The organism is Bradyrhizobium sp. B097 (assembly GCF_038957035.1).
Lineage (GTDB): Bacteria > Pseudomonadota > Alphaproteobacteria > Rhizobiales > Xanthobacteraceae > Bradyrhizobium.
The window spans coordinates 4,371,160-4,392,023 of record NZ_CP152412.1; the positions used below are offsets into that span (position 1 = coordinate 4,371,160).

Sequence of the window (20,864 nt, forward strand, 5' to 3'; positions counted from 1 at the left end):
GAGGCGACCAAGATGAACCTGCAGGCCCAGCCAGGCTCCGCCCAGAGCGCCTATCGAATCCTGCGGGAAGCCGATTTGCGGGACTATCTCGCGAGCCTTCCCGCCATCGTCATGCAGCTTGGCGGAGCGCCGGCCGACTGGTCGATCAGCGAGGTCGGTGACGGCAATCTCAACCTCGTCTTCATCGTCAAGGGCAGCAGCGGCGGCATCGCCGTCAAGCAGGCGCTGCCCTATGTGCGGCTGGTCGGCGAGAGCTGGCCGCTGCCGCTGTCGCGGGCGCATTATGAACATCTGGCGCTGGTGCATCAGGCGCGGCTGGCGCCAAAGCTCGTGCCGGCGGTGCTGCATCATGACGCGCCGCTTGCGCTCACCGCGATGGAGCTGCTCGAGCCCCACATCATCATGCGCAAGGGTCTGATCGGGGCCACGCGTTATCCGCGCTTCGTCGAGGATATCTCGACCTTCCTGGCGCAGACGCTGTTCTTTACCTCCGATCTCGCGCTGTCGGCCGCGGAAAAGAAGCAGGGGATCGCCGATTTCGCCGGTAACCATGCGCTCTGCAAGATCACCGAGGATTTGATCTTCACCGATCCCTATCGCATCGCCGAGCAGAACCGCTGGACCGCACCGCAGCTCGACGCGACGGCTGAGGCGTTCCGCGAGGATCTCGACCTGCATGTCGCGATCTCCAGGCTCAAGCTGAAATTCATGGCGAGCCCGGAGGCGTTGCTGCACGGCGACCTGCACACCGGCTCGATCATGGTCACCGACAGCGAGACCAAGGTGATCGATCCCGAGTTCGCCTTCTACGGCCCGATGGGTTTTGATATCGGCGCCGTCATCGGCAACCTCCTGATGGCCTATCTGGCCTCCGCCGGCCATGAGCGCACGGCGGGCGAGCGCGCGACATTCGAGGCCTGGCTGTTGGAAACCATTGAGGGCGTCTGGACAGAATTCTCGCGCAAGTTCCTCGCGCTGTGGCGCAACGACGCGAAGGGCGACGGCTATCCGCTTTCGCTGTTCGCAGGCGAGGCGGGCGCGGCGCGGCTGGAGGCCGAGCGGCAGGCCTACATGGCGCGGCTGTTCCAGGACACGGTCGGCTTTGCCGCGGCCAAGACCATCCGGCGCATCCTTGGCCTTGCGCACAACATCGATTTCGAATGGATTGCGGACGAGAAGCAGCGCGCGATCTGCGAGGCGCGCAGCCTCAAGCTCGCGCGCAACATGATGCTGGAGGCGGCGTCCTACACGACGATCGGCACAGTCACCTACGCGGCGCGAGAATTGCGCCACTGGCAGCCGAATTTCGCCAGGTAGGTTCAGCCGATCTATTTCGAGATGGCTTCATAAACCCTGATACTCGTGATGTAAGGATTGCCTTCGGCCATGCGCTGGGCCGCGTCGATACCTTCTGCCTCGACGATGATGAACCCGGTAATCGAATCGGGTCCCAACGGCAAATCGACAGTTCCCGATCGCGAGATTTCGCGCCCCTTAGCGAGCCTGCCCATCTCGACGATGTTGTCCTTGATCGATTCGAACCATCTGCCCCAGGCCGCCATGATCTTGGGCGTCGGAGTCTCGAATCCATAAGTCAGGAAAACGAATCGTTTCATTCTGTCCTCCGCGCGGTCTGGCGACGGTTGTGTTGTGTGCAGAACACCCTACATGGCACGGGCGACCGCGCCAACGGTGTGCTGGCCATTGACTCCAATTATTGTAGTTAGTACTATAAAAAATGTAGTATGGTCTGTTGGCGGTCGTATCGGCATGCCGTTCGCGGCCGATCCGTCGGAGGGGAGCTGTCGATGTCGGTTGTTTCCGCGGGTGAAAGTTCGAGGTCCAGCCGTAGCTTCTGGCTCGGGGTCGCCGCCTATCTCGCTCCGACATTCCCGCTCGGCTTCTTCTGGCATTTGGCTTGGTTTGAGGGCACTTACCGTGCTCTCGCCATCTACCGGGCCGATCCGATCATTCCGCTCGGCCTGGCTTCGATGGCGGTTCAGGCCATGATTTTCTCCTGGGCCTATCCTCGGCTGTTTCCCGCCGATCGTGGGTCCGCGCTGAAGGCTGGCTTGCTGTACGGCCTTGTGATGGGGCTGTTGTCGTGGTCGTTCACCACATTGGCGGTTGCTGCCAAGCACCCGGTTGCCTCAATCGTCGACTACATGGTGCTCGAGACCGGCTTCACCTTCGTGCAATTCCTGATCGTCGGCCCCTTGATGGCCTTGGCGCATCGAAATTGACCTTAGACGCCGGCGCAGTCATCATTGCTTGATGAGTGGCACCACCTACCGTCAGTTTTGCGCACTCGCTCGCGCGGCCGAGATCGTCGGCGAGCGATGGACGTTGTTGATTATCCGAGAGCTGTTGATCGGCCCCAAACGGTTCAGCGATCTCCTCAATCACCTCAATGGCATGAGCCCGACATTGCTGACATCCCGGCTCGCCGCATTGATCGAGAGCGGCGTGATCAGGAAGATCGACTGGCAGGGGCCGGTGACGGCGCAACTCTACGAATTGACGGAGTCGGGGCGCGAAATCCAGCCGGCGATCCGGGAGTTGATCCGATGGGGCGGACGCTATCTGTTTCCGCCGCGCGCCGACGACGAATTCGAGCCGGATTGGGTGCTGCTCGGCTTGGATGCGATTGCCAGGCGGACACCGGTGCCGGCCATCAAGGTCGGGCTGGTGGTCACCCATGGAAAGAAGTCGGCGGGCTTCACGGTCGCGGGCGGAGACCGCGGCACGACGATTACCCGGGGGGAGGCCGGTTGCAAGGCGACCCTGCAGGCACCCTTCGATGCACTGTTGCAGATCGTCGGCAAGCGCATCTCGCTCGACAAGGCGATTGCCGACAAGCGAGCAAAGCTACGCGGACCGGCCGCACCAGTGCGACAACTGCCGCTGCTGTTCGACCTTGCAGATCGGTTGTCTTGACGAAGCTGCGTCATCGGTGGCGAGCGGATCGCCCATGCCACTAATTTGCCCGACGGCGCAAGCCCTCGCAGTAAATATATTTCGCTTTATCAGAAGTGCAGGATCGCCCGGTCGAGCCGGGCGATGACACCGCGGTGCTTGGCGTCTTGAATCGTGAACCATCCTCAGTGTCGTCCCGGCGAAGGCCGGGACCCATTACCACAAATGCGAATTGTTGCGTGACGCCGGGGCCACGGCTTGTTTCCAACAACACAACCCTGTGGTTATGGGTCCCGGCCTTCGCCGGGACGACGAGAGGAGGGAGCTATTTGCTCGGCTCAATCATCACTCCGCCGCTTGCTCGCGCAGCCGCTGCGCGTAGACGTTGATGATCAGCGCCGCGAGCAGGATCAGGCCGCGGATCAGGATCTTCAGGAAGCTGTCGATGTTGACGTGGTCGAGGCCGTTGTTGAGCACGCCGAGCACGAACAGGCCGACGATGGTGTTGCCGATGCCGCCGCGGCCGCCGAACAGGCTGGTGCCGCCGACCACGACCGCCGCGATGGAGTCGAGCAGATATGTGTCGAACTCGTTCTGCTGCGCGCTGCCGAAATGCGCGACCCCGAGCATGCCGCCGATCCCGGAGCAGACCGCCGAGATCACCATCACGCTGCCGAGGATGAGCTTGACGTTGAGGCCGGCAAATTCCGCGGCCTCGCGGTTGCCGCCGACCATGTAGACGTAGCGGCCGAAGCGCGTGTAGGTCAGCACCAGATGGCCGCCAAGCAGCATCACCGCGGCGACGATCACGATCCAGGGGATGCCGCCGATCGAGCCCGAGCCGAGCGTCGTGATCAGCGGCGGCACCTTGTAGGCGATCTGGCCGCGCACCAGGAGCGCCGAGACGCCGGCCGCGATCTGCATCATGGCCAGCGTCATGATGAAGGAGGGGATGCCGATCACGGTCAGGCCCAGCGCGTTGACGAGGCCAAGCAGCGCGCACAGCGCCAGCGCCAGCAGGATCGCGGCAAAGCCAGGCATCGGGACATTGGCGATGTTGACGTAGGACTCCTGCAGCGTGAAGTACGCCACCGCAATGCCGGTGACGTTGGCGATGCTGGCGATCGACAGGTCGATCTCGGCGCACAGGATCACGAAGGTGAGGCCGACCGCGATGATGCCGGTGACCGACACCTGCGTCAGGATATTGCCGAGATTGTCGATGGTCGCAAACGACGGGCTCGCGATCGCGAAGAAGCCGCTGAGGAAGATCAGCGTCAGGAACGGCGCGATGTTGCGCATCTGCGAGCGCAGGAACGGCGCCAGCCCGCGCGGCCGCTTGTGATCGGCCGGGCTCGTCGCGCTGTCACTGCTCGCCATCATCCCACTCCATTAGGCGCGCTGAGCTGGTCATCGCGCTTTCTCCAATTGTTTGAGCATGATCTCGTCGGAAAACCGCTTCGCACTTTTCCGGATCATGCTCTAGGCCGCCTCGAGCAGCCGATCCTTGCTGACCGCTTCGCCCGCAAACTCACGCACCACCGCACCGCGCTTCAGCACCAGGATCCGGTCGGCCAGCGACAGCACCGTTTCCGGCTCGGTCGACAGCACGATGATCGCCAGTCCCTTGGCGCGGAGGTCGCGCACGATGTTGATCACGTCGTTCTTGGCGCCGACATCCATGCCGCGGGTCGGCTCGCACAGCACCAGCAGGCGCGGCGGGTAGGTCAGCCATTTCGCCAGCGCCACCTTCTGCTGGTTGCCGCCGGAGAGCATGCCGAGATCGAGGCCAACCACCGGCGGCCTGATCTGCAACTGCTCGACCTGGCGCTGGGCGATGGCGCGCTCGCGCACCGGCTTGAGCAGCAGCGCCGAGATCCGCTCGAGAATGCTGATCGAGATATTCTTGTAGACCGGCTCCTGGTGGAACAGCATGGCGCGGCGGCTCTCCGGCACCAGCGCGACGCCGGCCCGCCGCGCCGCCGCGGTGCTGCGGAATGTCTTGGCGGAGCCATCGACAACAAGCGTTCCGCCGTCCGGCCGAAGCTTGCCGAACAGAACCCGCGACAGCTCCAATTGGCCGCAGCCCATGAAGCCGTAGATGCCGAGCACTTCGCCGGCGCGGGCCTCGAACGAGACGTCCTGCAGGCTGCGGCGGAGCGAAAGCTGGTCGACCTTCAGCACCGTCGAACCGCCACCCGGTTGCGGGAGCATCAGGTCATCGGTGTAGCTGTGCTCCAGCGCCTCGCCGCCGCGGCCGATCATGGCCTCGATCAGCGCGCCCTTGGTGGTGTCCGCGGACGCGGTCTCGGCGATCTTGCGCCCGTTGCGGAACACGGTCACCACGTCGGAGACCCGCAGGATGTCCTCGATGAAATGCGAGATGAAGACGATGCTGGTACCTTCGTCCCGGAGCCTGTGCAGCGTCGTGAACAGGCGCTCGACCTCGGGCGGGGAGAGGGCGGATGTCGGCTCGTCCAGGATGATGATGCGCGCGCCGGAGAACAGCACGCGGGCGATCTCGATCAGCTGCTGCAGGCCGATCGGCAGGTCGCCGAGCCGCGTCATCGGATCGACGTCGATGCCGAACCGCGACAGCTGCTCGCCGGCCTCGCGCGCCATCCGCCGCCATTGCACAAAGCCGAGGCGGTTGGTCGGCTGGTTGCCGAGGAAGACGTTCTCGGCGACGGTGAGATCAGGCGCGACGCTGAGCTCCTGATGCACCATGCCGATGCCGGCGGCATGGGCGTCGCGGGTGGAGCGGAACCGGGTTTCCTTGCCGTCGAGCACGAAGCGGCCGGAGAACTCCGGGTGCACGCCCGCGATGATCTTCATCAGCGTGCTTTTTCCGGCGCCGTTCTCGCCGACGAGACCATGGATCTCGCCGGCGTGCAGCGCGAAGTCGACCCCACGAAGGGCTTCGACACCGCCGAAGGCCTTCGTGATCTGGTTCAACTCCAGGATCGGGGAGCGTCCCTGCGACATGCGGACGGCTCAGATCAGGAAGTGATCCTCCATCCATTGCATGCCGGCGGCGTTGGCCTTGGTCACGACGGGACCATCGGTCACGACGTTCTTCGGAATGCCCTGGCCGCTCTTCTCGCCGCCGACCACGGCCGCGACGCCCGCGACGATCGCGCCGCCATGGATGCGGCAGGACGGATTGCGGACGGTTGCGAACATGCGGCCTTCGCTGACCGCCTGGATCGCCGGCGGCATGGCGTCGACGCCGCCGATCAGGATGTTGGTGCGGTTGTGCGCCTTCATGATGTTGGCGGCGGCGAGCGCCATGTCGTCATTGTGGAAGAAGGCGGCGTCGATCTGCGGATACTTCGTCAGATAGGTTTCCCAGAGGCGGGCGGTCTTGGAGACGTCCCAGTCGGCGGGCTGGGTGTCCAGCACCTCAATGTTCGGGAACTGCTTCACGACGGAGTTGAAGCCCTTGGCGCGGCCCTGCGCGCCGGTGTGGCCGAGCGCGCCCTGGGTCATGATGACTTTGCCCTTGCCGCCGATCGCGTTGCACAGCGCTTGCGTCACGGAGGCGCCCATGAACTCGTTGTCGGGGGCGAGGAACGAATGGACGTTGATCTGGTCGAGCGGCGCAATCAGCGTGTCCATGTCGATCACGGGGGTGCCGGCGTCGATCATCTTCTGCACCGGCTGGGTCAGCGTGCCGATGCCGAATGCCTGGATCGCGACGAAGTCCCATTTCTGCGAGGCCATGTTGTCGATCGCGGCGCGCTGCTTGACGGCATCGAGCTGGCCGTCGAACCAGGTCACCTCGACATTGAACAGCTTGCCCCAGAATTCGGCGGCCTGCTTGCCCTGCGCGCACCATGTCGCCTGCAGTCCGGCGTTGGAGAACGCGGCCTTCAGCGGTTTTTCCGAACGTCCCATTTCGGCTGCGAGCGCGGACGTCACGCCCATTCCGGCGAACAGGCCGGCCGCAGCTCCGCCTGCCGCCGCCAATTGCAAAAGGTCGCGCCGTGTCGTCGACGCCTTGTCCATCCCCTTGTCGGTCCCTGGCATTGTTTGCTCCCTCTTCGTTTTTCTGACCGTCGGCGTCAGTTGCACGCGCCGCGGATAAAGGGAGTGTGTCACAATCGGAACGGTGACGCTACGCCTTCGCGTCCACGAGATGTTTCTGCTGCAGCACGATGGCCTCGATGTCGCGAAGCAGCTTGTGCCACGCAGCATCGATGTCCGCAGACCATTGCTCATCGAGAATGTCGCGCAAGCAGTCCGCGATCACGGCGAAGAATGCGACGAACAATTCGCGCGGCGTCCCGTAGGCATCATGCGAGAACACCTCGGATTCGATCAGGCGAAAATGTCCGCGGCGCTCGCCCGCGAAATCGAGGATGGCTTCGATCGCGAGCGCCAGCATCGAGCCTTTCACCGGCTCGCTGCCTTCGGTGCGAAACATCGCCTGCGCCTCGGGATGTTCGCGAAACAGGCGCTGGTACACCAACGGCGTCAGATCATCGCAAGCCGCCGCTGCGAGTTCAAAACTGCGTTCGATCGGATTCGACGATGGAGTCATGGCGCTTTGCGATCATCACATAAAAAAAGAGCAGGGCTCCAAGCCCTGCTCCAAAAATTGTGTCGACCCTATTTGCCCCAAAAATTCGGTTTGATCTTGATTGATGGGGTGACGCTGCTTGTGCGCGTCGGGCTCCTCCCGAGACTTGGACCACCAGGACACACCTCGCGGCTGGCCTGAGCCCGAATTGGTAGACTATCTTTCCAGCCTTGTCATCATTTTCGGCAACGATTGTTCAAATTTCGAGCAATTTGCGAAATGATTGGGATGATGCCACCGGCAGTTGCGAAAGTGAGCTGAAAACACGTGACGGGGTAAGGGGATACAAAGGCCGGTGGAGTGGCCGTGACGCAAGTGTCACGTCCGGCAATTTCCGCCTGCCGGAAGAAACGAGCGAGGTCGATGATCTCGACTTCCGACGGCTGTGGTGGTTAGTTCCGTCCCGGATGGGTTTTGCGATGCGCCGGCGGCTGAAGATTTTTCTGCCCATAGTCCTGGTTGCCCTGCTGGTGCAGATTTTCGCACCGATCGGGGCCTGCTGGGCGGCTAGCCTTGCCCTGTCCGATCCGCTCGCGGCCGCCACCATCTGCCATGGCAATGCCGGCTCCGGGGCCGGGCACGGTGACCAGACCGGTCATGATGCCCATGACGGTTGTTGCTCCGCATGCAGCGTGCTGCAGACCGGTGCGCCCATTGATAACCCGGAGATCACGGCGCAGGCCGTCGAGCGGCCTTCGACGCGGATCGCCTGGCTCGATTTCGCACCCGGGCTGACCGGTTCCAGGCCCATTTCTCGCGCCCAGGCGCGCGCTCCGCCGTTTCTGTCGTAAAGCGTTGCGGCCACCGGCCGCTGAGACCTTTGCACATCAACGCCTGCGGAGATTCCCATGCTCATCCGTCTCGCCCGCGTGGCCCTGCCGGGGCTCGCAATTGCGCTCGTTCCATTTTCTGGAGGTATCGCCCACGAAATCGTCGGCAATCGCTTCTTTCCGGCTACGCTTGGCATCGACGATCCTGGCGTGAATGACGAACTGTCACTGCCGACGGTGTCAAGTTTCAATACCGGCGACGATCCGTCATTTCGACAGCGCGACTTCTCCGGCGAATTTTCGAAGCGAATCACTGAAGCGTTCGCGATCTCGATCGGCACGACCTACAGCGTTTTCAGTCCGCCGGGCGGCCCCACTGGCGTAGGTGCCCACGGATTCCAAAACCTCGACACGACTTTCAAGTATCGCGTCTTCAAGAACCCCGAGCATGAATTCGTGATGTCGGTCGGGTTGAGCATCGAATGGGGCGGCACCGGCGCCAACAGTGTCGGAGCCGATCCGTTCAACACCTACACGCCGACCGTCTTTTTCGGCAAAGGCCTCGGCGACCTGCCCGACACCCTGTCGTGGTTGCGTCCCGTTGCAGTCACCGGGCAGGTTGGCTACGCCATACCCGGCAGGCGTTCCACCACGACTTTCGGGGTCGATCCCGATACTGGTGAGCTGACCTCCGACACCGAGTTTCATCCGCAGGTGCTGAACTGGGGTGGAACGATTCAGTACAGCATGCCCTATCTGAAATCTGCCGTCGTCGATCTCGGCCTGCCGGATTTCGTCAATCATTTGATCCCGCTAGTCGAGGCCACACTTCAGACGCCGGTTGCGAACACGCTGACGTCGGGCACGATGACCACCGGGACTATCAACCCCGGCGTTCTCTGGGTCGGGAACACCTATCAGCTCGGTGTCGAGGCGCTTATTCCGATCAATCGTCAAAGCGGAACCCGCGTCGGGGTGATTGCCCAGCTCCATCTCTATCTCGACGATATCGACCCGCACGGAATCGGCAGGCCGATCTTCGGCGGCCCGGTCCAGCCCGCAAGCCCGTTTGCGAGGAATTGATCATGCGGCGCTCATCCTGGATCTCGGTCATCGCGCTGGTGTTGCTGTTTGCTGCTGACGGAGCGGCCGCCCACGCGTTCCTTGATCATGCCGAGCCGCGCGTCGGCAACAAGGTGGCCAGCGCTCCGCGTGAGGTCACGCTTTGGTTCACGCAAAAACTAGAGCCCGCGTTCAGTGGCATCACCGTGACCAATGCCGCCGGCGAGCGCATTGACGCCGGCAAGGCCCGTGTCAGCGGCAATCAGATGTCGATCCCGCTGCGGCCTGGTGGCACCGGTACCTACCACGTGAACTGGCATGTGCTGTCGGTGGACACGCATACTACGGACGGAAGCTTTACCTTTCAGGTCGGCCAATAAGACCCGGGTGTGTCTATGGACTGGCTCGGGGCAGGGGGACCGTTGATTGCGACGCGCGCGATCCACTTCGCGGCGACCGCGATCACGGCCGGTACGGTTGTGTTTCGGATGGTGGTTGCGGCGCCGGTGCTGCATGCGGAAGCTGCGGTCGCAGAGGCATTCCGGGCGCGAACCCGGCGTGGAGCGTGGATTGGCTTGTTGGTCGCCATGGCGTCGGGGATGATCTGGCTGTTGCTGGAGACTGCATCGATGAGCGGGCGTCCGTTTGGCGATGTGCAGATGCTGTCGACAGTCCTGAGCGAGACACAATTTGGACAGGTCACGGAAATTCGCCTCGGTTTGGCAGTCGTGCTGGCCGCAAGCTTGGCGTACGGTCGTCTGGGCGGAGCGGACTGGCTCGCATTTGCCGTGGCACTCGGCCTGGTCGCAAGCCTTGCCTGGACCGGTCACGCCGGTGCGACAGCCGGTGAAGCCGGCAACTTGCATGTCGCCGCGGATGCGTTGCATCTCTGTGCCGCGGCCGCCTGGATCGGGGGTCTCTTGTCATTGATCCTTTTCTTCGCGACGGTACGACGAACGCAGCGCTCGACGTGCGCGCCACTCGTCCTTTGGGCAACAAGACGGTTCTCGATCGTGGGTATCGTCAGCGTGGCAGGCCTCTCGGTGACCGGCGCCGTCAACGCCTATTTTCTCGTCGGTTCACTTCAAGGGCTGCTGGTCACTGAATATGGCCGGCTGCTGATCCTCAAGCTTGTTGTGTTCGCGATCATGTTGGCGCTCGCCGCGATCAACCGGCTGTGGCTGACACCCCGACTCGCCCTGTCCGACGCCGGTGCCCTTCGCGGACTCTCGCGCAACAGTGCGATCGAGTTCGCCCTTGGCTTGGTCGTCGTTCTCATGGTCGGCATGCTCGGCACACTCCATCCTGCCATTCATCTCGTTGGGCCATAATGTCGCAAAGGCAATGGGAAGAACGTTGGAGTGACGACCATAGGAAGCCGCGCCTGCTCTCGACTCCGGACAACCGGAATGATTAATGGGCACCGGATGGGTTTTGCGATGCGCCGGCGGCTGAAGAATTTTCTGCCCATAGTCCTGGTTGCCCTGCTGGTGCAGATTTTTGCACCGATCGGGGCCTGCTGGGCGGCGAGCCTTGCTGCGTCCGATCCGCTCGCGGCCGCCACCATCTGCCATGGCAATGCCGGCTCCGGAGCCGGGCAGGGTGACCAGACCGGTCATGATGCCCATGACGGCTGTTGCTCCGCGTGCAGCGTGCTGCAGACCGGTGCGCCCGTTGATAACCCGGAGATCACGGCTCACGCCGTCGAGCGGCCTTCAACGCGCATCGCCTGGCTTGATTTCGCCGGCGAATTCGATCGTTCGCAGGCGCACCACTCCGCGCAAGCCCGCGCGCCGCCGCTTTTTTCCTGACGACGTTCTCGCTGCCGGTGCGCGTCGCGTGTCGGCGAGTGCCTTAGAGCAAGCCGGCCGAAGAGCCGGTGTCAGGATTCAACCATGTTTCGATTTCATCCGCGGGCCGGAGCCAGTGCGCTCACGCTGGGCCTCGGGCTTTCCATGCTTACAAGTTGGGCAGAGGCCCAGACGACGCTGCCGTCCGTCACGGTCGATGCGCCGCAGGCTGCGCGCGCGAAACCGACGAGGTCCAAGCCGAAGACCCGCGCGGTTGCCGCCCGGCGGCCCGCAAGGCCGCTGGCGCCCTTGGCCGTGGCGGCGGCCGGCCGCGCGCAGCGCGTCACGCCAAGCGCGGCGCGGGACAGCCTGAACCAGGGGCCAGCCGGTCAGACGCAAACCACCATCGACCGCAGCCAGTTCGAGAATCGGCCGTCCTTCTCGGTGGCGGACGTGTTGCGGGACAGTCCCGGCATCTCGATCAAGCAGGGCAACGGCCCGCGTGATTTCGGCATCTCGATTCGCGGGTCGAATGCACGCAATGGCTTCGGCATCCGCAACCTCGTGATCTTCGACGACGGCTTTCCGGTCACTCAGCCGGACGGCCTGTCGCGCAGCGACCTGATCGATCCGCACGCCTATGGCGCGATCGACGTGGTCCGCGGGCCATCATCGGCGCTCTACGGCAACTATGCGACCGGCGGCGCGTTGAATTTCCGGACCCGGCCGGGCGGCACGATCGACGGCGTGGAATACGGCGTCGATGGCGGCAGCTTCGGCTATCTCAACAACTATCTCGCCGCGGGCAAGAAGGTCGGCAATTTCGAGGGCTCGCTGTTCGCAAGCGACGTGCGTGGCGACGGCTATATCGGCAACAGCTGGTTCAATACCCAGACCGTCAATTTCCTCGGCACTTTGCAGGTGACGCCGGACGACCGTTTCACGTTCAAGCTCATCAACAATGACCTGACCGCGCGCCTGCCGATCCGCTCGTCGCTTAACCAGTTCAACCAGAACCCGTTCCAGCAGGGCTGCGCGACCGGAGCGACGGCCGCGCCGGGATGTGGAACCGTGACCTTGTTCAACAACGGGTTCAATTCGGCAGCAGGGACCGACAAGGAAACCGCGGTCCAGGCGGGTCTCGGGCGCGATGATCGCCGGACCATCGTCGGCGGCCGCTGGGAGCACGACTTCGACAACCAGACCACCTGGCGCAACCAGTTCGTGTTCGACGACCGCAATATCAGCCAACCGACGGGATCGACGAGCGCGATCGGTGACTTCCCGTCCTACAATTACAGGAGCGACCTCGTGAGGCGCGGCGACATCTTCGGAATGGATTCGACGGCCTATTTCGGCGGCTTCTACAATACGCTCACCGCCTCGAGCGACACGCGCAATGTGATGCCAGGCGGAAATGCGACGCTTGGAAGCCTGTCTAGCAATCTGTTCAGCTCGACAACGAATTACGGTCTTCGGGCGCGCGAGGAACTAAAGCTCACCTCTGCGCTGACAGCCGTTGCCGGGATCGGCTGGGAGACCACCAATCTCACCGGACGAAACACCGCCTATACCTACACCGGCGCGGCCGGAGCCACGTCCACGGTGATCACGACGGCGGATCGGCAATTCCAGAATACGGCGCCTGAGCTTGCGCTGCTCTACCGGCTGAACAGCGACTGGCAATTCCGCGGCCGCGTGGCAACCGGCTACGGCACACCGCAAGTCAGCAATCTCTTCGTCCTGCCGAGCGGCGCTTCGGGCAATAACACCCAGCTGCAGACGCAGAAGAATCTGGGCTACGACATCGGGGCCGACTGGACGCCAAACAATGCGCTCAAGGTAAGCGTCACCGGGTTCTACGAGTTCTTCAAGGGCGAGCTGGTCTCGCAGGCAACGCCGCTATCGGGCATCTCCTACACGTTCAATGCGCCGCGATCGGAACATCGCGGCGTCGAACTGGCCGCCGACTGGAAGTTCCTGCCGGGCTGGCGGTTTTCGGCTGCCTACACCTATCTCGACGAGGTCTATACGGAATACGTCGAGAACATCACGAATGGCGCGGTCTTCAGCTTCAATCGGGCCGGCAACAAGATTCCCGGCATCTCGCCGAACGAGCTCACGACGCGGTTGGGCTACGACCAATTGTCGGGTCCGTTGCAGGGACTGGGCGGGTTCGTCGAGGTCCAGTGGAAGGATGGCTTCTACATGGACAACGCCAACCTGTTGAGGGCGCCGGGCTACGAACTCGTCAATCTCAACCTGCACTACACGACCGGTCTCGTCTCCGACTATTTTAAGGCGCTGAATTTGTACATCGAGGTGAGGAACGTTTTCGATCGGACCTATGTGGCTTCGGCGAACAACATCACGAATTCGGTGACCGCCGCGGGCATTCAAAATCCCGCGAGCGTACTGGCGAACTCGACCAACTCGATCTATGCCGGATCGCCGCGCGCTTTCGTGGCGGGCATGAAGATTGCGTTCAAGTGAGGAGCGCATCGATGACATACCGCAAACCTGCGACTCTGATGGTGCTGGCAACGGTCATGCTTGCGGTCTTGCCGAACCTTGCCATCGCTCAGATGAGCCATCAGCACGCCTCCGAAGCGGCGTGTGAAGAGACCGTGCTACGCTGCGCGACCAAGGTCACTCCGGCCTTCGCGCCGGACGGGACGTTGTGGCTGGCCTGGATGGCCGGAGGCCAGATCTCCGTCGCGAGCTCGAAAGATCAGGGCAGGAGCTTTTCCACGCCGGTGCAGATGACGCGGGAGCGGCTCAATCTGGATTGGGGGCCGGACGCGCGGCCGAAGCTTGCGATCGGTGCCAAGGGGGAGCTCGCGTTGGCTTTCTCGACCTTCCGCGATCAGGCCTTCAATGGGCAGGTGCTGACCACGCGGTCGACCGATGGCGGGCGCAGCTTCGATCCGCCGAAGCCGATCACCGCCAACAACGAGAGCCAACGGTTCGAGGCGATCGGCTTCGATCCTTCAGGTGCCGTGTTCGCGGTCTGGCTCGACAAGCGCAATCGCGTGCCGGCGCAGCAACGCGGTGAGAAGTATAACGGCGCCGGATTGTTCTTTGCTTCATCGAAGGACGGTGGTGCGTCCTACTCCGATGCGCAGCTCGTGGCCGACAGCACCTGCGAATGCTGCCGTCTCGCCCTGGCATTCGATGGTTCGGGCCATCCTGTCGTGGTGTTTCGGAACATTTTCGAAGGTGGCGTGCGCGACCATGCGATCGTGAAATTCAATGATCTGGCTACGCCTGGCGAGGTGCATCGGGTGAGCCGCGACGACTGGCAGATCGCGGCATGTCCGCACCACGGTCCCAGCCTGACCATTTCGCCGGCAGGAACCTACCATGCGACCTGGTATACGAATGGCAAGGCGCGCAAGGGATTGTTCTATGCGCGGTCACGCGACGGCGGCAAAACCTTCTCCGATCCGCTCCAGATCGGTCAGCCGAACCGCGGCCCGTCACGGCCGCAGATCGCCGCCGGGCCGCTGGGGCTTGTAATGGCCTGGAAGGAGTTCGACGGGCAGAAGACATCGATCCATCTGATGACATCGCGCGACGATGGAGCGACATGGTCGAAGCCCACTAATATCGCCGACACCGCCGACAGCTCCGACCATCCGCTGCTGGTCTCGGACAGTCGGCAGACCTACCTGTCGTGGATGACGAAGGCCGACGGCTACCATTTTCAAGCGATCGAGGGCGAACCATGAAACGTCATTTGCTCGCTGCGCTTGTCCTGCTCGCAACGCTGCCGTCCGCACTGGCGGCGGGCGAGGGCGCGCCGAAGCCGTTCGAACGCGGCAGCTGGCAGAAGCTGCTGCATGCGCACGCCGGTCATCCGGCCCTGGTGCACTTTTGGGGCGTGACCTGCGGACCATGCAAGGTCGAGCTGCCGCAGCTTGGCCAGTTCATGAAGGTTCATCCCGAGATCGACGTCGTCACGATCAGCGCGGATTTGGTTCCGAACCTTCCCGAGGCGACGCGATCGATGCTGGATCACGCCGGGCTCGCTTCCGCCGAGAACTGGATTTTTGGCGACGGCTTTGCCGAGCGACTGAGATTTGAGATCGATCCGGCGTGGCAAGGTGATATCCCGCGAACCATGCTGATTGCTCGTGACGGAACGATCACAACGATCGAGGGATCGGCCGAAATCGCCGATCTGAACAAATGGTCTGAGGCCCAGGCCGCAACAGTCCGATAGCACAACCACTTCAATCTGAAAGGAAGCCGTCACCATGAAATCGTTCTCTCGCATCCTCGCCCTCACGACGCTGACTGCCGCGCTCGTGTCTACGTCCGTACGCGCCGAGGACGTCAAGGCCGGCGACCTCGTGATCACCCAGGCGTGGACGCGCGCCACGCCGAACGGCGCCAAGATCGGCGGCGGCTATTTGACGATCGAGAACAAGGGGACGACGCCGGACCGGCTGGTTTCAGGCTCGGGCGACGTCGCCGGCAAGATCGAGGTCCACGAAATGTCGATGGACAATGGCGTGATGAAGATGCGTGCGCTCGACAAGGGACTGACCATCGAGCCGGGCAAGACCGTGAAGCTTGCTCCGGGCGGCTATCATTTGATGATGTTCGACCTGAAGAACCCGCTGAAGCAGGGCGACAAGGTGCCGGTCACGCTCGAATTCGAGAAGGCCGGCAAGGTCTCGGTCTCGCTGGACGTCCAGGCTGTCGGTGCGCAGGCGCCGGGCCGCAGCGATCACTCCGGCCATGGCGACCGTTCCGGTCAGATGGACATGAAGAAGATGTGAGGAAGCCATGCGATCACACACGCTCTTCATTGCTACGGCGGCGCTGCTCGCAGCGTCGCCGGCGATCGCTCACATCACGCTTGAAGGAAAGCAGGCGCCGGTCGGCTCCTACTACAAGGCGGTGTTCGCCGTGCCGCATGGCTGCGCGGGATCGGCGACGATCAAGATCCGCGTGCAGATTCCGGAAGGCGTGATCGGGGTGAAGCCTATGCCGAAGCCCGGCTGGACCCTCGATACGGTCACCGGCAAATATACGGGCCAATACGACTATCACGGTGCCAAGCTCTCCGAGGGCGTGAAGGAAGTCGCCTGGAGCGGTGGCAAGCTCTCCGACCAGAACTACGACGAGTTCGTGATGCAGACGTTTCTCACCGATACGCTGAAGCCGAACACCACGTTGTATTTTCCCGTCGTGCAGGAATGCGAACAGGGCGTCAGCCGCTGGATCGATATCCCGGCCGAGGGGCAGGGCGGCGGGGACGACCATGGCAGCAAGACGCCGGCGCCCAGCGTCAAGCTGCTGCCGAAGTCGTAAGCCGTGCGGGCGGTCGCAAGTCTTGTTGTAACAGGCCTGGCTGCGCTGCTGTTGGCGCTGTGTCTTGCGACCTCGGCCCATGCGCATGCCGTCCTGATCGCCGCTGAACCTGCGGATGGCAGCGTAGTGACGGAGGCACCGAAGACGGTGGTGCTCCGCTTCAATGAAGCGGTGGCGCCGACCGCGGTCAGCCTGCTCGACGCTGCGGGCAAGCCGCGCGACGTCGCGATCCGCGCCGTCGATCAATCTGTCATGGTGACCCTGCCGGCCGACTTGCCTCAGGGCACGCAGGTGGTCAGCTATCGCGTGGTGTCGCAGGACGGCCATCCGGTTGCGGGTTCGCTGCTGTTCTCGATCGGCGTCGTCACCGGCTCGGCGGCGCCGGCTGGCGACGGCCTGCTCCATGCGCTGATCTGGCTGGCGCGGCTCGGGCTCTATCTCGGGCTGTTTGCCGGCGTCGGCGGCGTGTTCTTTGCCGCCTGGATCGGGCAGGGCCCGGCCGGCGAACGGCTGATCATGTGGTCGCTGGCGATCGGCCTCATCGGCGCGATCACCTCGCTCGGCTTGCAGGGCGTCGACCTGCTGAACCTGCCGATCACGGGCGTCCTGACCTGGGCGGCATGGGCCAGCGCCGCCGGCACCAGCCTGTTTCCTGCACTGCTGCTCGCGATTGCTGCGATGTTGATCGCGGCGATCGCCTGGCGCAGTCCGTCGTTCAGCGCGGCCTGGATCCGCACCGCGGTCGCAATGATCTGTGTCGGACTGTCGCTTGCGGTCAGCGGCCATGCTGCCACCGCCTCTCCGCAATGGCTGACGCGGTCCGCGCTGTTCGTTCATGGCGTTGGCCTGGCGTTCTGGATGGGCGCACTCGGGCCACTCGCGGTGCTGGCCTGGCAGCGCAAGGATTCGCTGTTGCGAGTGCTCGGGCGCTTTTCGACGCTTGCGGTGCCGGTCGTCGCGTTGATCGCCTTGTCCGGCCTGGCACTCGCTGTCGTTCAGCTCGAAAGCTTTGGCGCACTGATCGACACCGGATACGGCAACATTCTCCTCGCGAAACTTGCGCTGGTGTCGCTGTTGCTCACGCTCGCTGCGCTGAACCGGCTGGTGTTCACGCCGGCGATCGCGCGCGAATTTCACCGCACGCGGCCGCTGCAGCGCTCGATCGCGCTCGAGTTCGTGCTGATGATCGCGATCCTCGGCCTCGTCGCGCTTTGGCGCTTCACGCCTCCGCCGCGCGTGCTGGCAATGTCAGACGACGTTCCGCTCGCGGTGCACATCCACACCGATGCCGCGATGTTCCAGGTGCTGATTGCGCCGGGCAAGGTCGGGCAGAATGATTTCGTGCTGCAGCTGATGAACGGCGATGCGAGCCCGTTCGCGGCCAAGGAGGCGACGCTGACGCTGAGCCTGCCGGATCGCGGCATCGAGCCGTTGGAACGCAGCGCTGCGCTCGGTCCCGACGGCTATTGGCACGTGAAGAAGGTGCCGTTGCCGGTCCCGGGCCGCTGGCACATGCAGATCGACGCCCTGGTGACCGATTTCAGGAAAGTGACGCTGGAAGACGATTTCGAGGTCAGGTAAACGCACGATCAGCGCGCCGGGCACGTCGGCGGGACGCAAATCGCTCAAATGGCGGAAAATTGCCTGATTTGAAGGGCTTTTGTCATTTGGCGGCCTTGTGTTTTCACAGCCGATCCGGTTTCACTGCTGCGCTTCCCACGCTTTCCTGATTCCCGAGTAACGCCATGCGATTGTCGCGGTTTTTCCTGCCCATCCTGAAAGAAAACCCGAAAGAGGCGGAGATCGTCTCGCATCGGCTGATGCTGCGCGCGGGCATGATGCGGCAGGAGGCGGCCGGCATCTATGCCTGGCTGCCGCTCGGCTTCCGGGTGCTGAAGAAGATCGAGCAGATCGTCCGCGAGGAGCAGAACCGTGCCGGTGCGCTCGAGCTCTTGATGCCGACGCTGCAGCTTGCCGATCTCTGGCGTGAAAGCGGCCGCTACGATGCCTATGGCCCGGAGATGCTGCGCATCCTCGATCGTCACAAGCGCGAGCTGTTGTACGGACCGACCAACGAGGAAATGATCACCGAGATCTTCCGCTCCTACGTCAAGTCCTACAAGAACCTGCCGCTCAATCTCTACCACATCCAGTGGAAGTTCCGCGACGAGCAGCGTCCGCGTTTCGGCGTGATGCGCGGCCGCGAATTCCTGATGAAGGATGCGTATTCATTCGACCTCGACGAGGCCGGCGCGCGGCGCTCCTACAACAAGATGTTCGTGGCTTATCTGCGCACGTTTGCGCGGATGGGCCTGAAGGCGATCCCGATGCGGGCCGAGACCGGCCCGATCGGCGGTGACCTCAGCCACGAATTCATCGTGCTCGCGGAGACCGGCGAGTCCGGCGTCTACATCAACCGCGACGTGCTGGACCTGCCGGTGCCGGGCGAGGACGTCGACTATGAGGGCGACCTGACGCCGATCATCAAGCAGTGGACCTCGGTCTATGCTGCAACCGAGGACGTCCACGAGGCTGCGCGCTTCGAGCAGGAAGTGCCGGAAGCAAAGCGGCTGAACACCCGCGGCATCGAGGTCGGCCAGATCTTCTATTTCGGCACCAAATATTCCGACACCATGAAGGCGATGGTGGCGGGGCCCGATGGCGTCGACGTGCCGATCCATGGCGGCTCCTATGGTGTCGGCGTGTCGCGCCTGGTCGGTGCGATCATCGAGGCCTGTCACGATGACGCGGGCATCAAATGGCCCGAGGCGGTCGCGCCGTTCCGCGCCGCGATCCTCAACCTCAAGCAGGGCGATGCAGCGGTCGACGGTGCGTGCGAGCAGCTCTATCGCGAGCTCTCGGCGAAGGACGTTGACGTGCTCTACGACGACACCGATCAGCGCGCCGGCGCCAAGTTCGCCGCGGCCGATCTGATCGGTATCCCTTGGCAGATTCTCGTTGGGCCCAAGGGGCTCGCGGAAGGCAAGGTCGAAGTGAAGCGCCGCAGCGACGGTTCACGCGAGAACATGAGCCCCGCGGACGTGGTCGCGAAGCTCGCGGGTTAAAGTTTATTCACGCCGTATCTATCGGCGGGGTAATCCGGCCACATTTGACCCGAATCATGGGATTATCGAGAGATGGATGAGACCATGAACGAGCCAGTCCGTACCCCGCCTTTTGCGCCATTCGAATGGCTGCTGTCCGGACGCTATCTGCGCGCGCGCCGCAAGGAAGGCTTCATCTCGGTCATCGCCGGCTTTTCGTTCCTCGGTATCATGCTCGGCGTTGCCACGCTGATCGTGGTGATGGCCGTCATGAACGGCTTCCGCAAGGAGCTGCTCGACAAGATCCTCGGCCTCAACGGCCACCTTCTGGTGCAGCCACTGGAATCGCCGCTGACCGACTGGAAGGACGTCGCCGACCGCATCAGCCAGGTGCAGGGCATCCGTCTGGCCGCGCCTGTCGTGGACGGACAGGGGCTCGGCTCGTCGCCGTTCAACGCGGCCGGCGTCTTCATCCGCGGCATTCGCGCCGACGATCTCAACAACCTCACCTCGATCGCCAAGAACATCAAGCAGGGCACGCTCGAGGGCTTCGACGAGGGGCAGGGGGTTGCGATCGGCCGCCGGCTTGCCGACCAACTCTCGCTGCATGCCGGTGACATGATCACGCTGGTTTCGCCGAAGGGCGCGGTGACGCCGATGGGCACCACGCCGCGCATCAAGCCCTACAAGATCACGGCGGTGTTCGAGATCGGCATGTCGGAATACGATTCGACATTCGTGTTCATGCCGCTGGCCGAGGCGCAGGCCTATTTCAACCGCAACAACGACGTGTCCTCGATCGAGGTGTTCACCACCAATCCGGACAAGATCGACACCTACCGCAGGCTGGTGACGGAGGCGGCCGGGCGGCCGGTCTTCCTTGTCGACTGGCGGCAGCGCAACTCGACGTTCTTCAACGCGTTGCAGGTCGAACGCAACGTGATGTTCCTGATCCTGACCATGATCGTGCTGGTCGCGGCGCTCAACATCGTCTCCGGGCTGATCATGCTGGTGAAGGACAAGGGCCAGGACATCGCGATCCTGCGTACGATGGGCGCCTCGCAGGGCTCGATCATGCGGATCTTCCTGATCACTGGCGCCTCGATCGGCGTGGTCGGAACGCTGACCGGCTTTGCTGTCGGCATGCTGATCTGCCTGAACATCGAATCGATCAGGCAGTTCCTGTCATGGCTCACCAACACCGAGCTATTCTCGCCGGAACTGTATTTCCTCTCCAAGCTGCCGGCTGAGGTCGATTTCGGCGAGACGCTCGCCGTCGTGATCATGGCGCTGACGCTGTCCTTCCTTGCGACGCTCTACCCGTCGTGGCGCGCCGCGCGCCTCGATCCGGTCGAAGCGCTCCGGTACGAATAGGGAG

At 63.2% G+C, this 20,864-nt stretch carries 21 protein-coding genes; 16 read left to right on the forward strand and 5 right to left on the reverse strand.

What is annotated here, in order from left to right:
* Nucleotides 1–12: 12 nt before the first annotated feature.
* Nucleotides 13–1,317 carry an S-methyl-5-thioribose kinase gene (mtnK, locus tag AAFG07_RS20565; RefSeq protein ID WP_342728819.1) on the forward strand — a complete coding sequence of 435 codons (1,305 nt, stop codon included), beginning with the start codon at nt 13–15 and terminating at the stop codon, nt 1,315–1,317.
* A gap of 11 nt (nt 1,318–1,328) precedes the next feature.
* Here mtnK and AAFG07_RS20570 read toward each other — a convergent pair whose 3' ends face one another.
* Nucleotides 1,329–1,616 carry a hypothetical protein gene (locus AAFG07_RS20570; RefSeq protein ID WP_342728820.1) on the reverse strand — a complete coding sequence of 96 codons (288 nt, stop codon included), beginning with the start codon at nt 1,614–1,616 and terminating at the stop codon, nt 1,329–1,331.
* Nucleotides 1,617–1,808: 192 nt separating this feature from the next.
* On the opposite strand from AAFG07_RS20570, the gene AAFG07_RS20575 reads away from it, so the two are divergent.
* Together AAFG07_RS20575 and AAFG07_RS20580 are read left to right on the forward strand one after the other, a co-directional pair.
* Complete coding sequence (locus AAFG07_RS20575) at nt 1,809–2,243, forward strand: hypothetical protein (protein WP_342728821.1); 435 nt, start codon at nt 1,809–1,811, stop codon at nt 2,241–2,243.
* A gap of 31 nt (nt 2,244–2,274) precedes the next feature.
* Complete coding sequence (locus AAFG07_RS20580) at nt 2,275–2,937, forward strand: helix-turn-helix domain-containing protein (protein WP_342728822.1); 663 nt, start codon at nt 2,275–2,277, stop codon at nt 2,935–2,937.
* Between the two features lie 324 nt (nt 2,938–3,261).
* Here AAFG07_RS20580 and AAFG07_RS20585 read toward each other — a convergent pair whose 3' ends face one another.
* From AAFG07_RS20585 to AAFG07_RS20600, 4 genes are all read right to left on the reverse strand, one after another.
* A complete protein-coding gene (locus AAFG07_RS20585) occupies nt 3,262–4,296 on the reverse strand; it encodes an ABC transporter permease (RefSeq protein WP_092125653.1) in 1,035 nt (344 codons plus the stop codon).
* 102 nt (nt 4,297–4,398) lie between these two features.
* Complete coding sequence (locus tag AAFG07_RS20590) at nt 4,399–5,901, reverse strand: sugar ABC transporter ATP-binding protein (RefSeq protein ID WP_342728823.1); 1,503 nt, start codon at nt 5,899–5,901, stop codon at nt 4,399–4,401.
* 9 nt (nt 5,902–5,910) lie between these two features.
* The gene (locus AAFG07_RS20595; RefSeq protein ID WP_342728824.1) at nt 5,911–6,945 is read right to left on the reverse strand and encodes a sugar ABC transporter substrate-binding protein; all 1,035 of its coding nucleotides are present in this window, start codon (nt 6,943–6,945) and stop codon (nt 5,911–5,913) included.
* Between the two features lie 88 nt (nt 6,946–7,033).
* Nucleotides 7,034–7,459: a globin gene (locus AAFG07_RS20600; protein WP_342728825.1), complete on the reverse strand. Its 426-nt coding sequence runs from the start codon at nt 7,457–7,459 to the stop codon at nt 7,034–7,036.
* Nucleotides 7,460–7,668: 209 nt separating this feature from the next.
* Between AAFG07_RS20600 and AAFG07_RS20605 the strand changes: the two genes are divergently transcribed.
* The 13 genes from AAFG07_RS20605 (at nt 7,669) to AAFG07_RS20665 (ending at nt 20,860) form a co-directional block, all read left to right on the forward strand.
* Entirely contained in the window at nt 7,669–8,289 is a 621-nt protein-coding gene (locus tag AAFG07_RS20605) for a DUF2946 domain-containing protein (protein ID WP_342728826.1), read from the forward strand.
* Between the two features lie 57 nt (nt 8,290–8,346).
* Entirely contained in the window at nt 8,347–9,351 is a 1,005-nt protein-coding gene (locus AAFG07_RS20610; RefSeq protein ID WP_342728827.1) for a hypothetical protein, read from the forward strand.
* Nucleotides 9,352–9,353: 2 nt separating this feature from the next.
* Entirely contained in the window at nt 9,354–9,710 is a 357-nt protein-coding gene (locus tag AAFG07_RS20615; protein ID WP_342728828.1) for a copper resistance CopC family protein, read from the forward strand.
* Nucleotides 9,711–9,725: 15 nt separating this feature from the next.
* Nucleotides 9,726–10,661: a copper homeostasis membrane protein CopD gene (gene copD, locus AAFG07_RS20620; protein ID WP_342728829.1), complete on the forward strand. Its 936-nt coding sequence runs from the start codon at nt 9,726–9,728 to the stop codon at nt 10,659–10,661.
* Nucleotides 10,662–10,757: 96 nt separating this feature from the next.
* Nucleotides 10,758–11,141 carry a DUF2946 domain-containing protein gene (locus tag AAFG07_RS20625; protein ID WP_342728830.1) on the forward strand — a complete coding sequence of 128 codons (384 nt, stop codon included), beginning with the start codon at nt 10,758–10,760 and terminating at the stop codon, nt 11,139–11,141.
* A 144-nt stretch (nt 11,142–11,285) separates the two neighbouring features.
* A complete protein-coding gene (locus tag AAFG07_RS20630) occupies nt 11,286–13,613 on the forward strand; it encodes a TonB-dependent receptor (protein ID WP_342728831.1) in 2,328 nt (775 codons plus the stop codon).
* 11 nt (nt 13,614–13,624) lie between these two features.
* Nucleotides 13,625–14,851, forward strand: coding sequence for a sialidase family protein (locus tag AAFG07_RS20635; protein ID WP_342728832.1), 1,227 nt, complete (start codon nt 13,625–13,627; stop codon nt 14,849–14,851).
* A complete protein-coding gene (locus AAFG07_RS20640; protein WP_342728834.1) occupies nt 14,848–15,345 on the forward strand; it encodes a TlpA disulfide reductase family protein in 498 nt (165 codons plus the stop codon). Before AAFG07_RS20635 ends, AAFG07_RS20640 begins: the two co-directional genes overlap by 4 nt.
* Nucleotides 15,346–15,379: 34 nt before the next feature.
* Nucleotides 15,380–15,907 carry a copper chaperone PCu(A)C gene (locus AAFG07_RS20645; protein ID WP_342728835.1) on the forward strand — a complete coding sequence of 176 codons (528 nt, stop codon included), beginning with the start codon at nt 15,380–15,382 and terminating at the stop codon, nt 15,905–15,907.
* 7 nt (nt 15,908–15,914) lie between these two features.
* Nucleotides 15,915–16,442 (forward strand): DUF1775 domain-containing protein, encoded by a 528-nt coding sequence (locus tag AAFG07_RS20650; protein WP_342728836.1) that lies wholly within the window; start codon nt 15,915–15,917, stop codon nt 16,440–16,442.
* 3 nt (nt 16,443–16,445) lie between these two features.
* Nucleotides 16,446–18,023: a CopD family protein gene (locus AAFG07_RS20655; protein WP_342728837.1), complete on the forward strand. Its 1,578-nt coding sequence runs from the start codon at nt 16,446–16,448 to the stop codon at nt 18,021–18,023.
* Nucleotides 18,024–18,187: 164 nt separating this feature from the next.
* On the forward strand, nt 18,188–19,507 hold the full coding sequence (gene proS / locus AAFG07_RS20660) for a proline--tRNA ligase (protein ID WP_342728838.1): 1,320 nt from the start codon (nt 18,188–18,190) through the stop codon (nt 19,505–19,507).
* 72 nt (nt 19,508–19,579) lie between these two features.
* On the forward strand, nt 19,580–20,860 hold the full coding sequence (locus AAFG07_RS20665; RefSeq protein WP_342728839.1) for a lipoprotein-releasing ABC transporter permease subunit: 1,281 nt from the start codon (nt 19,580–19,582) through the stop codon (nt 20,858–20,860).
* Nucleotides 20,861–20,864 lie beyond the last annotated feature (4 nt).